Below are 13,761 nucleotides of genomic sequence, written 5' to 3'. Positions count from 1 at the left end.
TCCAAAGGCGCTGCGCTGCGCGGCGTTGCGGTGTTGGAGGGGGCGGTGACGGAGGGGCGGTGACGGAGGGGCGGTGACGGAGGGGCAGCCGGGCGGCGTCTGCGCTCCGGGTCGCCCCTCCCCCGCGCCGACCCGCGGTGGTCCCCTGCCCCCCGTACCGGGGAGGGATGGTCAGCCGCGCAAGGCGGCGCCCTGTTTCGCGGCGGCGGCGACGACCTTGTCGGCGATCCCCTTCAGCATGTCGTCGGTAAAGCTCTTGTCGCCGGGTTGCAGCGTCACCTCGACCGCCACCGATTTCCTGCCATCCTCGACCCCCGCGCCGGTGAAGACGTCGAACACGCGTGCCGCGACGATCGCGGCCTTGTCGGCGCTACGGACCGCGCGGACGAGCGCGTCGGCGCTCACCTCCGCCGGCACGAGGAACGCGAAGTCGCGGCGCACCGATTGCAGCGCGGGCGGCGCGAAGGCGGGGCGCATGAAGCCACCCCCGTCCTTCAGCGCGCGCCGGGCGGGCAGCGCATCGAGGTACAGTTCCACCGCGGCGACCGCGCCATCGAGGTCGAACGCCTTGAGCAGGCTGGGGTGGAGCATGCCGAACGTCGCCAGCACGGTCTTCGGACCGAGGCGCAACGTGCCGCTCTGGCCGGGATGCCATGCATCGCCCGCCTCGCCCATCACCTGCACATTGTCGACTGGCGCACCGGCGGCGGCGAGCAGCGCCAGCGCCTCCGCCTTGGCGTCATAGGCGTCGAACCCCGCGGCCTTGCCGTCGCGCCAGCCGCGTTCGCGGCGGTTGCCGGCGAGGACGAGACCCAGCGTCGGGCGTTCGGCATCGGCAAGGTAACGGCGGCCGACCTCGAACAGGCGGACCGCGGTGATGCCGCGCTTGAGGTTGCGTTCGGTCGCCGAGAGCAGGCCGGGCAGCAGCGATGGGCGCATGACCTTGAGGTCTTCGCTGATCGGATTGGCGAGGGTCCACGCGCCGCCGCCGAAGGGCGCCGCCTGTGCCGCGGACAGGAAGCTCCACGTCACCGCCTCGTCGAGGCCACGCGCGGCGGCGGCGCGGCGGACGCGGCGTTCGAGCTTCTGTCCGGGAGTGGCGGTCGGCCGGGCGACACCCGGCATGCGGGGCAGCGGCACGGGCGCGACCTTGTCGATCCCCTCGATCCGGATGACCTCCTCGACGAGGTCGGCGGTGCCGTCGATGTCGCGGCGCCACGTCGGCACGGTGACGTTCCAGTCGGCATCGACGCCGAAGCCGAGCGATTCGAGGATCGCGCGCTGGCGATCGGCGGGAACGGCGAGGCCGCCCAGCGTCTCTGCCCTGGCGGTGTCATAGGCGTAGACACGCGGGGCGAGCGGCGGCTGGCCGGCGCGGGTGACCGGCGATGGCGTGCCACCGCACAGATCGAGCACCAGACGGGTGGCGATAGCGAGGCCGTCGTCGAGGAAGGCCGGATCGACACCGCGTTCGAAGCGCTGGCGGGCATCGCTGGTCAGCAGCAGCGCCTGGCCGGTGCGGGCGATATGATCGGGATCGAAGAAGGCGCATTCGATCAGCACGTCGGTGGTGCCGGACGACACGCCGGAATCCTCACCACCCATGATGCCGCCGATATCGTGGACCTGGCGATCATCGGCGATGACGGTCATCGCCGGGGTCAGCGCATAGGTCTTGCCGTTGAGCGCGACGATCCGTTCGCCGTCGGTCGCCCGCCGCGCGACGAGGCCACCAGCCAGTTTCGCACGGTCATAGACGTGGAGCGGGCGGCCGAGATCGATCGAGACGTAATTGGTGATGTCGACCAGCGCGCTGATCGGCTTCTGCCCGATCGCGGCGAGGCGCCGGCGCATCCATGCGGGTGCCTCGCCATTGCTGACGCCGCTGACGTTCTGCGCGTAGAAGGCGGGGCAGCCGGCGGGATCGTCGGTGCGGACGTCGGGGGCATCGCCCTCGCCCGCGACGGGCGCGACGGCGAGCGGCCGGAGCGTGCCGAGACCGGCGGCGGCGAGATCGCGGGCGATGCCGCGCACGCCCATGCAATCCTGTCGGTTGGGAGTGATGCTGACGTCGATCACCGCATCGTCGAGACCGGCGTAATCGGGATAGGGCGTGCCGACGACGGCATCGGCGGGCAGTTCGATGATGCCGTCATGGTCGTCGCCCAGTTCCAGCTCGCGGGTCGAGCACATCATGCCGTTCGATTCAACGCCGCGGATGGCGGCGACCTTCAGCGTCACGTCGAGGCCGGGGACATAGGCGCCGGAAGGGCCGAACACGCCGACGAGGCCGGCGCGGGCATTGGGGGCGCCGCAGACCACCTGCAGCGGGGCCCCGTTGTTGACATCGGGGCCGGCATCGACCGACAGCACCTGGAGCTTGTCCGCCTGCGGGTGGCGTTCGGCGGTCAGCACCTTCGCCACGCGGAACGCCTTCAGCGCGTCACCGGGATTGTGGACGCCCTCCACCTCCAGCCCGATGCGGGTCAGCGCGTCGACGATCGCGTCGAGGCCGGCGTCGGTGTCGAGATGCTCGTGGAGCCAGGACAGGGTGAATTTCATAGCGATTCCAAACCTTCGTCATCCCGGTTGACGCCGGGACCCGTGGGTGCGGGCGGCCGCTGTCGACCGCCTGCACCCGCCATCATGCTCGACCTGTCCATGGCTCCCGGCGCGCCGGGATGACGGACAGGACCGCGGTCACGCACCTGCGCCGACGCCGCCGGACAGGGTCGGCACGTCGAGCGTCGAGAAACCGTAATGCTTCAGCCAGCGGATATCGCCGTCGAAGAACGGGCGCAGGTCGTCCATGCCGTATTTCAGCATGGCGAGCCGGTCGATGCCGCAGCCGAAGGCGAAGCCCTGCCATTCGTCGGGATCGAGACCGCAGGCGGCGATCACCTTTGGGTGGACCATGCCGGAGCCCAGCACTTCCATCCAGCCGGAGTCCTTGCCCTCCGGGGAGCCGCCGATGACGCGCTTGCCCTTTTCCATCGTGTAGCCGACGTCGACCTCCGCCGAGGGTTCGGTGAAGGGGAAATAGCTGGGCCGCAGGCGCAGGACGATGTCGTCCCGCTCGAAGAACGCCTTCAGGAACGTTTCGAGCGTCCACTTCAGGTGGCCGAGCGTGATGCCCTTGTCGATCACCAGCCCCTCGACCTGATGGAACATCGGGGTGTGGGTGGCATCGCTGTCGGAGCGATAGGTGCGGCCGGGCGCGATGATGCGGATCGGCGGTTGCTGGCCCAGCATCGTGCGGATCTGCACCGGCGAGGTGTGGGTGCGCAGCAGGGAAAAGGTGGTGCGTTCGTCGGCGGTTCCCGCCGCCTTCGCATCGAGGCCCTGCTGGAGATAGAAGGTGTCGTGCATCGCCCGCGCCGGATGCGTGTCGGGAATGTTGAGCGCGGTGAAATTGTGCCAGTCGGTCTCGATCTCCGGCCCCGTCGCGACGGCGAAGCCCAGATCGGCGAAGATCTCGGCGAGTTCGTCCATGACCTGGCTGACCGGATGGATCGTGCCGGTCGGCGCACCGTCGGCAGGCAGCGTCATGTCGAGCGTCTCGCCGGCGAGGCGCGCGTCGAGCGCGACGCGTTCCAGCGCCGCCTTGCGCGTGGCGATCGCCCCGGCGACGGCTTCGCGCAGGCCGTTGATGCGTGGGCCCTGGGTCTGGCGTTCGTCCGGTGTCATCTTGCCGAGCGTCTTGAGCAATTGCGTGACGCTGCCCTGCTTGCCCAGCGCCTCGACCCGCACCGCCTCCAGCGCGTCGAGGCCGGTCGCGGCATCGATCGCCGTCAGCATGTGGTCGCGCAGGGTATCGAGGTCGTCAGTCACGTGTTGCTCTCTTTCACTGGTGCCGGCGGCAGCCCGAGGCCGATCGCCAGATCATCCCATGCGGGATTGCGTTCTTCGATCAGCCGCAGCTTCCAGTCGCGGTTCCATCGCTTGAGCTGCTTCTCGCGGACGATAACAGCCTCCATCGTGTCCGCCACGTCGTACCAGACCAGACGGTGAACGCCGTAGCGGGAGGTGAACCCCGGGATCAATCCTTCGCGATGCTGAACCAGCCGACCGGGCAAGTTCGACGTGACGCCGACGTACAGCGTGCCATGTGGCCGGCTTGCGAGAATATAGACGCAGGGTTCACGATCCATGCTGTTCCCTCATGATCGTCATCCCCGCGCAGGCGGGGATCCATATGGGGGAAGGTAGCGGATTGTCGGCGACGTTGCGCGTCTGGATCCCCGCCTGCGCGGGGATGACGATTGTTGTGGAGTGGAGGGCATATACCCACCCAACCCCGCTACGGAAAAAGGGCGCCGGTGGTTTCCCACCGACGCCCCGTTTCTAAAAACCTTGCACCGGTCGCTTATGCGGCCTGGGGCAGTGCCGCCTTCGCCTGGGCGATGATGGCGCTGAATGCCGCGCCTTCGTGCATCGCGATGTCGGCCAGGACCTTGCGGTCGAGCTGGACGCCGGCGAGCTTCAGGCCGTGCATGAACTGCGAATAGGTCAGGCCCTCGGCGCGGACGCCGGCGTTGATGCGCTGGATCCACAGACCACGGAAGGTCCGCTTCTTAACCTTGCGGTCGCGATACGCATATTGGCCGGCCTTTTCGACGGCCTGGCGGGCGATGCGGATGGTGTTCTTGCGGCGGCCGTAATAGCCCTTGGCCTGCTCAAGAATCCTCTTGTGCTTGGCGCGGGTGGTTACACCACGTTTGACGCGTGCCATATCCTGTTATCCTTACTTGAGGCCGTACGGCGCCCAGGCCTTCACCGTGGCGGTGTCGGCCTTCGACAGCACCTTGGTGCCGCGGTTCTGGCGAATGTACTTGCTGTTGTGGCTAATCAGGCGGTGGCGCTTGCCGGCGACGCCGTGCTTCAGCAACCCACTGGCAGTGAGCTTGAAGCGCTTCTTGACGCCGCTCTTGGTCTTGAGCTTGGGCATTTTGGTCCTTTCGCTATGAGCATGGCATGGACAGCCGCGGCAGCCCTTGATGGCCGGGCAGTCCTGTAGCGCCTCGCTCGGGAAGCGCGGCCCTTAGCGAAGCCCCGCAGGAAACGCAACCGATGCGGAACCGGAACGAGCGCGGGGCGCTTGATGGTGTCATGGACACCGCCACCCCCGCGACGGATACCCCCGCCACCCCAGCCGCCCCGGCGGCCCCAGCGGCCCCAGCCGCCCCGGCGGCGACGGAGCGGCGGCGCAGCTGCGGCTGGCGGATCGCCCGCAACATCGCGCTCGCCCTCGTCGGGCTCATCGTCGCGATCTGGCTGGTGCTGTACATCACCAAGGGGCGGTTCCTGAAGCATCCGTTCGAGCGATTCGTCGGCGGGCAGACGCATCGCCCGGTCACCGTCGCCGGCGATTTCCAGCTGTATTTCGCACCGTTCCGCATCAAGTTCCTCGCGGAGAAGATGACGATCACCAATCCCGGATGGGCGACGAAGCCGTACCTGTTCCAGGCGGAACGAATCGACACCCGGATCGCGCCGCTGTCGCTGATCTGGGGCAAGCGGCGCCTCTACTGGCTCGACCTGGCGAATGGCGCGGTCGACCTGGAATGGAATGCGGCGCATACCGCCAACACCTGGACGTTCAGCGACAAGAAGGGCGGCAAGCCGCTGGAATTCCCGCGTATCGACGTGGCGACGGTGCGCGGCACGACGGTGCGCTACCGCGATCCGCGCATGCAGCTGCTCGCCGACCTGAGGGTCGAGGACATCCGTTCGACCGATGCACGGATCGGCAAGGCGGTGGGGGTCGACGGCGACGGTACCATTCGTGGCACGCCGTTCCGCGTCACCGCCCAACTGCTGTCGCCGGATGCGACGGTCAATCGCGGCCGCAACCAGCTCGTCGCGCGCGCCTGGGCCGCGCACAATATCGTCGACGTGTCCGGCACGCTGCCGTCGATCGCGGGGATCGAGGGCGTGCCGTTGCAGACCCGCGCGCGCGGGCGCAACCTGTCGGAACTGCTCGGCATCATCGGCGTGGTCATCCCCAACACGCGCAGCTACCGGCTGAAGGCGCAGCTGGTGCAACAGGGCCAGGACTATGTCTTCACCCGGATGAGCGGCACCGTCGGCAAGAGCGATGTCGCGGGCAAGCTGACGATCACCAACGGCGACCGGCTGCATCTCGATTCGGTGCTGACCACCAGGAGCCTCGACATCGTCGATGCGGCACCGTTCATCGGCTATAACCCGGACATCGTCGCGACCAAGGGGGCTATCGCCGCAGCCGCCGCGACCGGGGCCGCGCCGCAGCGGATCATGCCGGACGCCGAACTGCCGATCGAGACGATGCGGCGATTCGATGCCGACCTCAAATGGACGATCGGCGTCGTGCGGTCGCGCAACCTGCCGATCAGCAATATCGACATGACGCTGAACCTCGACCGGGGACGGCTGGCGCTGTCGCCGCTCAGCTTCGCGATGGCGCGAGGCAATGTCGCATCGGACGTGGTCTTCGACACGCGACAACGGCCGACCGCGGTCAGTTACGACATCCGGCTGGCGCCGACACCGATGGGGCGCCTGCTCGCCGGCTATGGCGTGGCGGAGGCGGGTACGACGGGGACGATCAAGGGCCGCATCAAGCTGGACGGACGCGGTGATTCGATCCACGATTCGCTCAGCACCGCGGCCGGACGCATCGCCTTCGTCATGCCGCAGGGCCAATTGTGGACGCGCAACGTCCAGCTGGCGGAGCTGGATCTCGGCACCTTCGTGCAGAAGATGTTCGAGGACAAGCTGAAGAAGCCGGTCGAGGTGAATTGCGGGCTGATCGGTTTCACCGTGCGGAACGGCGTCGCGGCGGCGGACCCGATCCTGATCGACACGACCAAGAACGTCATAGTCGGGCGCGGCGGCTTCAGTTTCCGGACCGAGGCGATCGACCTGGCGTTCCGCGCCGATGGCAAGAAGTTCAGCCTGTTCTCGGGCCAGTCCCCGGTCGGCGTCGGCGGGGTGTTCGCCGGACCGAAGCTGAACGTGATCAGCGACCAGCTGCTGGGGCGCGCCGGCGCCGGACTGGGGCTGGCACTGGTGGCGACGCCGGTGGCGGGAATCCTGGCGTTCGTCGACGTCGGCGATGCGAAATCGGCGGCGTGCGGCCCGGTGCTGGCCGGCGCGACCGCCAAGGCGCAGCGCACCACCAAGGGCAATGCGCGCGACGACGTCGGCAAGGGGACGACGGCGAAGGACGAAAGCGGCAAGGCGTCCGGCGGCGAGAAGAAGGACCAGCGGAAGAAGTTTCTGGGGATTTTTTGAAGGGTCGGGCCTGCCATCCGTCATCCCGCCCCGTCCGTCATCCCGGCGCACGCCGGGACCCATGATTACGGTTACAGGCCGTCGCGCGCACCAGCAGTCACGCCCCATCCATGGGTCCCGGCGTACGCCGGGATGACGATGTGGGTCAGGTCAGCCGATCAGTGGTCGTGAGATCCGTGGCCGGCCGTCGCGCGGATCGCTTCCAGCACGTCGTCGGTGCGGGCCGGATCGCCGATCGCCAGCACGTGCCCGGCGCTGTCGGCGGTGAGCGGATCGCCGTTCCAGTCGCACATGCGGCCGCCGGCGCCCTCGACCACCGGCACGAGCGCGGCGAAATCGTAGAGTTGCAGACCCGATTCGGCGACGATGTCGAGATGGCCGCTCGCCAGCAGGCCGTAATTGTAGCAGTCGCCGCCATAGACCGGCCCCTGCCGTACGTGGCCGCCCGATGCCGCGGCGACCAGCGCCATGTAATGCGGCACGTCGCCCTCGCCGAACAGGTGCGGACTGGTGGTCGCCAGCACCGCGCCCGCCAGCGCCGGGCAGGCGCGGGTGCGGGCGGGCTTGCCATTGAACGTCGTCGGGCGCCCGGCGACGCCGAGCCAGCGTTCGCGCTGTACCGGCTGGTCGATGATGCCGAGCAGCGGCCAGCCATCCTCGACCAGCGCGATCAGCGTGCCGAAGATCGCGCGGCCGACGGTGAAGCTGCGCGTGCCGTCGATCGGGTCGAGCACCCAAGTGCGCCCGGTCACGCCGGGCTTCTCGCCATATTCCTCGCCGATCACGCCGTCGCCCGGCGCCTCGGCATCCAGCAGCTTGCGCATCGCCGCCTCCGCCTCGCGATCGGCGCGGGTGACGGGGGAATGGTCGTCCTTCAGCTCGACGCCATGCTGGCCACGGAAATAGGGGCGGATCGCGGCGCCGGCGGCATCGGCGAGGCGGCTGGCGAGCTGGATGTCGGCGGCGGTGATCGGCATGGCCTGCGCCCTATCGCGCCCGGCCGCGCTACGCTAGGGTGCGGTAACTTCGAGAGGATCGTTCCATGCGCCTGTTTCCCCTGCTTGCCGCCGTCGCCGTCGTCGCCGCTCCTGCCGCCGCCGCCGGCCTCGCCGTCGGGGCCAAGGCGCCGACCTTCTCCACGCGCGGCGCGGTCGCGGGCAAGGTGGTGAACATCGACCTCGCGCAGCAGCTGAAAAAGGGGCCGGTGGTGCTGTACTTCTTCCCGGCGGCGTTCACCGGCGGCTGCAACGCCGAGGCGCATGCCTTTGCCGAGGCGATCCCCGATTTCCAGAAGGCGGGCGCGACGGTGATCGGCATGTCGGCGGACGACGTGCCGACGCTGCAGCGCTTCTCGGCGGAAAAGTGCGCGGGCAAGTTCGCCGTCGCCAGCGCCGGCCCCAACGTCATCAAGGGCTACGACGTCGCGCTCAGCGCAATGGGCAAGTCGCTGACCAAGCGCACCAGCTACGTCATCGGTCGCGACGGCCGCGTCGCCTATGTGCATGACGACATGAACCCGGCACAGCATGTCGCACTGACGCTGGCGGCGGTAAAGAAGCTTCCCCATTCCTGACCGAAGCGCAACGGTCCGATAACCTATCGCCCGTAGAACCACGGCGGAGATCGAAGGGTGGGGTATGGGCGGACCGTTCGCGGCGAGGAAGGACGAGAAAGGCGACCTGTTTTCACAGATCGGCGCCTTCCTCTCGGCCCATGCGCTCAGCCCCGAACCCGCGCATTACAATTTCGCCTATGACGTGATCGCCAACCCGGACGGCATGCTCGCCGGGGCGGTGGCGCGGTTGACGGATGGCGGGGTACGGCTGAGCCGGTCCGACATCGAATCGCTGGGCGGCCGGGTGGTGATGGGCGGCAGTGCGCCGCCGCCGCGCCGCGACGACCATGCCGCCGAACAGCAGGCGGATGCCGAGGCCGCCGAACTCGTCGCGCAGACGCAGGCGCAGGTCGACGGCTTTGCCGACATGATGCGGGCGATGCAGGACGAAACGCGCGGATTCGGCCGCGACCTGGCGCAGAGCGCCGCTGCGATCGAACGCACGGCGCCGGTATCGCAGACCGCGGCGGGACTGGACGAGATCGCACGCATCACCGGATCGATGCTGTCGCGCATCCGCGATGCCGAAGTCCGGCTGGCGCAGGCGACGCACGAGGCGGATGCGTTGCGCGCCAAGCTGGCGGAGGCCAACGATACCGCACGCCGCGACGCGCTGACCGGCCTGCCCAATCGGCGCGCGTTCGACGAGGCGTTCACGACGCGGCACGAGCCCGATGGTCCGTTCTGCCTGGCGATGTGCGACATCGACCGGTTCAAGCGGATCAACGACGCCCATGGCCACCAGATCGGCGACCGCGTGCTGAGCGCGGTCGGCCGGACGCTGGCGGAGGAATGCGCGGGGCATCTGGTGGTGCGCCATGGCGGCGAGGAGTTCGCGATATTGCTCCATGGTATCGCTTTGGCCGATGCCGCCGCCCATCTGGACGGCGTGCGCAGCGTCATCGCCGCCAAGCGGTTCCGCCTGCGCGAGACGGACAAGCCGCTGGGCCAGGTGACGCTGTCGATCGGCGTCACGGCAGTCCAGCCGAACGAGCCGATCGCGGCCGCATTCGGGCGCGCCGACCAGTTGCTGTACACCGCCAAGGCCGATGGCCGCGATCGGGTTTGCGCCGCCTGATATTGGCGCAATGCGCGCCATGAGGTTGGCGAAATTCACCAACACTTTTGGGGTTTGAATGGCTTTTCGTGATAATTCAGCCATTTAGATAAACTGGCACGGCAGCTGCAAATCCCTTGGCATCGATGAGCGAATGTCTCGCTCCGATCACCAAAGGGAAGTCACCATGTTCCTCCGCTTCGAACTCGCCCAGCGCGCCGCCTTCTCGGTCGTCGCCGCTCTCGCCTTTGCCGCCCTCGCGATCAGCGCCGCCGTCCCCGTCGTTCCGGTCGCCTGAGCCCCGCGGCTCATCGGGAGAATCACCATGTATCGCAGCCTGTTCCTCGGTCTCGCTTCGTTCGCGACGACCATCCTCGTGATCGCCAGCCAGGGCGGCGCGACCGTCGGCTAAGTCCCATGCCAGAGCGGGTCGGGCCCGGCGCGTGCCGGCCGGGCCACCCCCCTCCCCCTCATGCCATCAGGCGGTCGCCGCCGCGCCGACCGGTCCAGCCGGTACCGCTTCGCCGCGGCTGTACGTGCCGATGAGCACCCCTGCGGCCAGCACATGGCCCGCCATCGCATCCAGCATCGCCGACCGACCGGGCGTTTCACCCGGGTCGCCGGCCCCGGCATCGAGCGCGAACAGCTGAAAGGCGTAGCGATGCGCGCCATGGCCAGTCGGGGGATCGGGTGGCAGCCAGCCTTCACGGAAATAGGAATTGCGGCCGACGTCGCGATCGGGCGTGCCGGCGCCATCGGCAGTCACCGCACCCTCCGCCAACCGCCCCGCATCGGCGGGAAGGCCCCAGACCACGGCGTGGACCAGCGGCTGCGGCGCGGGTGCATCGGCATCCTCGACCAGCAGCGCCAGATGCGCGGTACCGGCCGGCGGCGATCCCCATAGCAACGGCGGCGATACGCCCGCCCCATCCGCGGTGAAGCGTTCCGGCAACCGCGCGCCGTCGGCGAAGGCGGGGCTGGACAGATCGAGCGACGGCAGGCCGCTATCCGTCACCATCCGGGCGACGCCCAGCTTCTCCATCCCGGCGCGGACGTCGCCCAGCGCCTTGCCCAACCAGGCGGGTACATGTTCGAGCATCGGTCTACTCCTGCGGACAATCGCCGGGGCGCGATCGCGGGGCCACACCGGCGGCATACCAGCGGCTGGTCGCGCCCATCGTCGCGGCATCGTGATAACAAGCCTCGCCGTTGCTGCCGTCCTCGGCGACCAGGAAGGTCCAGTTGGCGTCGGCGCAATTATGCGCTTCGCAGCCGTGTGCCGCGATACGCTTGTCCTTGGTCGCGAAGATCGGGACGGTAACTGCATCGCGCGCCGTGAAGCGGCGGCGGACCTTGTCCTCCCCTACCGCGTCGATCAACGCGCGCGCGACTTCGGTCCGGTCGTAGAAGCCGACGCCGTCGACCGTGTCGGTCGGGTATTTGCCGACATAGGCCGTGATCGGATTGCTGTGCGCCTGACCGGGGATCGGCGTCGGTGCCTGCGTCGGCGGCGGCACGAACGCCGCCGCGGCGGCATTGTCCGCCGGCTTTTCGGTTCGGCTGCCGCACGCGGCGAGCAGCAACAGCGGGATGAGCGGGATGAGGCGCATGGGGGTGGAACGCAGCGGGGTACGAGCGGGTTGCCTGAACGATGGCGCAGAACCTCGATCGTTTCGTTTCCGCACAGGCGCGGACCTATCCCCAAGCGCTCGACGAGTTGCGGGCCGGGCGCAAGGCGAGCCACTGGATGTGGTTCGTCTTTCCCCAGATCGCGGGATTGGGGCGGAGCGAGACCGCTCGCTTCTATGCGATCGTCGACGAGGCGGAGGCGCGGGCATATCTGTCGCATCCGCTGCTGGGCCGGCGATTGATCGAGGCGACGCAGGCGGCGATCGCGGCGCCAGGCAGCGCGACGGCGATCTTCGGCGGGATCGATGCGGTGAAGCTGCGATCGTCGATGACGCTGTTCGCCGCGGTCGCGGACGATCCGGCGCCGTTCGTCGCGGCACTCGACCGGTTCTTCGACGGCGAGCGGGACGATGCGACGCTGGCGTTGCTGCGCTAGGCGGGGGAAATCAGAACAGCTTGCCGCCGTCCGGCACGGGCAGCCCGGGGCCGATCAGCACGACCTTGCCGTCCGCATCCGGAAAGCCGAGCGTCAGAACTTCGGACATGAACGGGCCGATCTGCCTAGGCGGGAAATTGACCACCGCCGCGACCTGCCGACCGACCAGCGCATCGGGCGTGTAATGATCGGTGACCTGTGCCGAGGATTTCTTCACGCCGATCTCCGCACCGAAATCGATGCGCAGCTTGATCGCAGGCTTGCGCGCTTCGGGGAACGGTTCGGCGGCGACGACGGTGCCGACGCGGATATCGACCGCCTCGAAATCGGCGTAGGCGATGGGCTTAGAAATCGACATTGTCATAATGTGCCGGCGGGCCGATCATCTCCATGCGTTCGGACAGCAGGGGGCGGAAGCTCGGCCGGCTCTTGAAGCCGCGATACCAGCGCGCGGTCTGGTCATGGCCCTTCCAGTCGATCCCGCCGAGGTAATCGGCGACCGAAATCTGCGCCGCGGCGGCGAGATCGGCGAGGCTCATCGTCGCACCGCCCAGCCAATTGCGGTGATCCAGCAGGTAATCGGTATAGTCGAGGTGGCTAACCGCGGCCTTCATCGCCTCGCGCAGCCCCCTGGCATCGGGTGCGGCGCGGTGGGCCAGACGCTTGACGACGCGTTCGTGCAACAACGGCCCGGTGACGTCACGATAGAAATGGGTGTCGAACCAGCTGACCAGCCGGCGGATTTCGGCGCGGTTGGCGGCGGTGCCGTTGATCGTCGCCGCCTTGTCGACGGTTTCCTCGAAATATTCGCAGATCGCCATCGAATCGATCAGCGGCGCGCCGGGGCGCGAGGCGTCGACCATGACGGGTGTTTCCCCGGCGGGGTTCATGTCCATGAACTCGTCACGCCGATCCCAGGGCGATTCGCGCACCAGTTCGTAACCGATGCCCTTCTCACCCAGCAGCAGGCGCACCTTGCGGCTGAACGGACAAAGGGGAAATTGGTAAAGCTGCCACATGGCGACACCTGTAGGGCTGGCAGGGGGCGAGGTGAAGCCGTTGCGGGTCGGCGCCGCATAATCTAATCTACGGCTTTCAACCGCACAGGTGACCCGTGGGTATCCACATCGATCAGACGGAGGTCGAACAGGCGATCCATGCCCTGGCCGAGTTGCGCGGTCAGTCGCCGCTCGACACGATCGGACAGGTCATGATGAGCGAATTATCACGCGAATTGTCGCTCCGCGTGAACTTGTCACCCGAGCGGCGGACATGGCTCGACGACGTGCGCCAGGTACAGGCACGCATTCGCACGCTACCGGTCCTCGATCCGCGTTCCCCCGACGAGATACTGTACGACGAAGATGGCCTGCCACGGTGATCGTCGTCGATGCGTCGGCAATCGTCGCCATCGCACTGGAGGAAGCCGACGCGGAACGCGACCGCCGACACCATCGTCATGCCGGCTCCGACGGCGCTCGAAGTCCATCTCGTCCTTGGCAAAAGACTGGGGTCTGCTGGTCATGCGATCGTGGCGCCGCTGTTTGGACATGGCGTCATCACCATCGTCGACTGGGCCGTCACCCATCTGCCGTTGGCGCAGGAGGCGTTCCGACGGTTTGGCGGACGGCCTGCCCGCCTGAACTTCGGCGATTGCATGGTCTATGCCGTGGCTAAGGCGCTCGACGCCCCCCTCCTCTACAAGGGCGAGGATTTTGCGCGGACCGATATCCGGCCCGCGCTCTAACC

At 68.1% G+C, this 13,761-nt stretch carries 16 protein-coding genes; 6 read left to right on the top strand and 10 right to left on the bottom strand.

Annotated elements, in window-relative coordinates; translation table 11 throughout:
* Window positions 1-171: 171 nt before the first annotated feature.
* From pheT to rpmI, 5 genes are all read right to left on the bottom strand, one after another.
* Window positions 172-2,562, bottom strand: coding sequence for a phenylalanine--tRNA ligase subunit beta (pheT, locus tag GTH33_RS06225; RefSeq protein ID WP_163957675.1), 2,391 nt, complete (start codon window positions 2,560-2,562; stop codon window positions 172-174).
* A 138-nt stretch (window positions 2,563-2,700) separates the two neighbouring features.
* Window positions 2,701-3,798 carry a phenylalanine--tRNA ligase subunit alpha gene (pheS, locus tag GTH33_RS06220; RefSeq protein ID WP_208404154.1) on the bottom strand — a complete coding sequence of 366 codons (1,098 nt, stop codon included), beginning with the start codon at window positions 3,796-3,798 and terminating at the stop codon, window positions 2,701-2,703.
* A gap of 29 nt (window positions 3,799-3,827) precedes the next feature.
* Entirely contained in the window at window positions 3,828-4,151 is a 324-nt protein-coding gene (locus GTH33_RS06215; RefSeq protein WP_163957673.1) for a GIY-YIG nuclease family protein, read from the bottom strand.
* 215 nt (window positions 4,152-4,366) lie between these two features.
* Window positions 4,367-4,732, bottom strand: a complete 366-nt coding sequence (gene rplT, locus GTH33_RS06210; protein ID WP_037532450.1) for a 50S ribosomal protein L20 — start codon at window positions 4,730-4,732, stop codon at window positions 4,367-4,369.
* Between the two features lie 12 nt (window positions 4,733-4,744).
* Window positions 4,745-4,948, bottom strand: a complete 204-nt coding sequence (gene rpmI, locus GTH33_RS06205) for a 50S ribosomal protein L35 (protein ID WP_017977259.1) — start codon at window positions 4,946-4,948, stop codon at window positions 4,745-4,747.
* Between the two features lie 161 nt (window positions 4,949-5,109).
* Between rpmI and GTH33_RS06200 the strand changes: the two genes are divergently transcribed.
* Window positions 5,110-7,275 (top strand): AsmA family protein, encoded by a 2,166-nt coding sequence (locus tag GTH33_RS06200; RefSeq protein WP_163957672.1) that lies wholly within the window; start codon window positions 5,110-5,112, stop codon window positions 7,273-7,275.
* Between the two features lie 158 nt (window positions 7,276-7,433).
* On the opposite strand, the gene GTH33_RS06195 is transcribed toward GTH33_RS06200, so the two are convergent.
* The gene (locus GTH33_RS06195) at window positions 7,434-8,252 is read right to left on the bottom strand and encodes an inositol monophosphatase family protein (RefSeq protein ID WP_163957671.1); all 819 of its coding nucleotides are present in this window, start codon (window positions 8,250-8,252) and stop codon (window positions 7,434-7,436) included.
* 65 nt (window positions 8,253-8,317) lie between these two features.
* Between GTH33_RS06195 and GTH33_RS06190 the strand changes: the two genes are divergently transcribed.
* Together GTH33_RS06190 and GTH33_RS06185 are read left to right on the top strand one after the other, a co-directional pair.
* A complete protein-coding gene (locus tag GTH33_RS06190; RefSeq protein WP_163957670.1) occupies window positions 8,318-8,848 on the top strand; it encodes a peroxiredoxin in 531 nt (176 codons plus the stop codon).
* A gap of 64 nt (window positions 8,849-8,912) precedes the next feature.
* Entirely contained in the window at window positions 8,913-9,968 is a 1,056-nt protein-coding gene (locus GTH33_RS06185) for a GGDEF domain-containing protein (RefSeq protein ID WP_163957668.1), read from the top strand.
* Between the two features lie 457 nt (window positions 9,969-10,425).
* Here GTH33_RS06185 and GTH33_RS06180 read toward each other — a convergent pair whose 3' ends face one another.
* Window positions 10,426-11,046 carry a YbhB/YbcL family Raf kinase inhibitor-like protein gene (locus GTH33_RS06180; RefSeq protein ID WP_163957666.1) on the bottom strand — a complete coding sequence of 207 codons (621 nt, stop codon included), beginning with the start codon at window positions 11,044-11,046 and terminating at the stop codon, window positions 10,426-10,428.
* A 4-nt stretch (window positions 11,047-11,050) separates the two neighbouring features.
* Window positions 11,051-11,557, bottom strand: a complete 507-nt coding sequence (locus tag GTH33_RS06175; protein WP_166753184.1) for a hypothetical protein — start codon at window positions 11,555-11,557, stop codon at window positions 11,051-11,053.
* 41 nt (window positions 11,558-11,598) lie between these two features.
* Here GTH33_RS06175 and GTH33_RS06170 point away from each other — a divergent pair, with 41 nt between their 5' ends.
* Entirely contained in the window at window positions 11,599-12,012 is a 414-nt protein-coding gene (locus tag GTH33_RS06170; RefSeq protein ID WP_163957664.1) for a DUF1810 domain-containing protein, read from the top strand.
* A 10-nt stretch (window positions 12,013-12,022) separates the two neighbouring features.
* Here GTH33_RS06170 and GTH33_RS06165 read toward each other — a convergent pair whose 3' ends face one another.
* Complete coding sequence (locus GTH33_RS06165) at window positions 12,023-12,376, bottom strand: tRNA-binding protein (protein WP_420853550.1); 354 nt, start codon at window positions 12,374-12,376, stop codon at window positions 12,023-12,025.
* A complete protein-coding gene (locus GTH33_RS06160; RefSeq protein WP_163957662.1) occupies window positions 12,357-13,031 on the bottom strand; it encodes a glutathione S-transferase family protein in 675 nt (224 codons plus the stop codon). The genes GTH33_RS06165 and GTH33_RS06160 overlap by 20 nt, the downstream gene beginning before the upstream one ends.
* A gap of 95 nt (window positions 13,032-13,126) precedes the next feature.
* Between GTH33_RS06160 and GTH33_RS06155 the strand changes: the two genes are divergently transcribed.
* Complete coding sequence (locus GTH33_RS06155; protein WP_163957661.1) at window positions 13,127-13,393, top strand: type II toxin-antitoxin system VapB family antitoxin; 267 nt, start codon at window positions 13,127-13,129, stop codon at window positions 13,391-13,393.
* Window positions 13,394-13,471: 78 nt separating this feature from the next.
* On the top strand, window positions 13,472-13,759 hold the full coding sequence (locus tag GTH33_RS06150) for a type II toxin-antitoxin system VapC family toxin (protein WP_163957660.1): 288 nt from the start codon (window positions 13,472-13,474) through the stop codon (window positions 13,757-13,759).
* The last annotated feature ends 2 nt before the right edge of the window (window positions 13,760-13,761 follow it).

It is taken from the genome of Sphingomonas insulae, from assembly GCF_010450875.1.
GTDB classification, from domain to species: domain Bacteria; phylum Pseudomonadota; class Alphaproteobacteria; order Sphingomonadales; family Sphingomonadaceae; genus Sphingomonas; species Sphingomonas insulae.
This window is presented reverse-complemented; position numbering and strand designations above follow the sequence as displayed.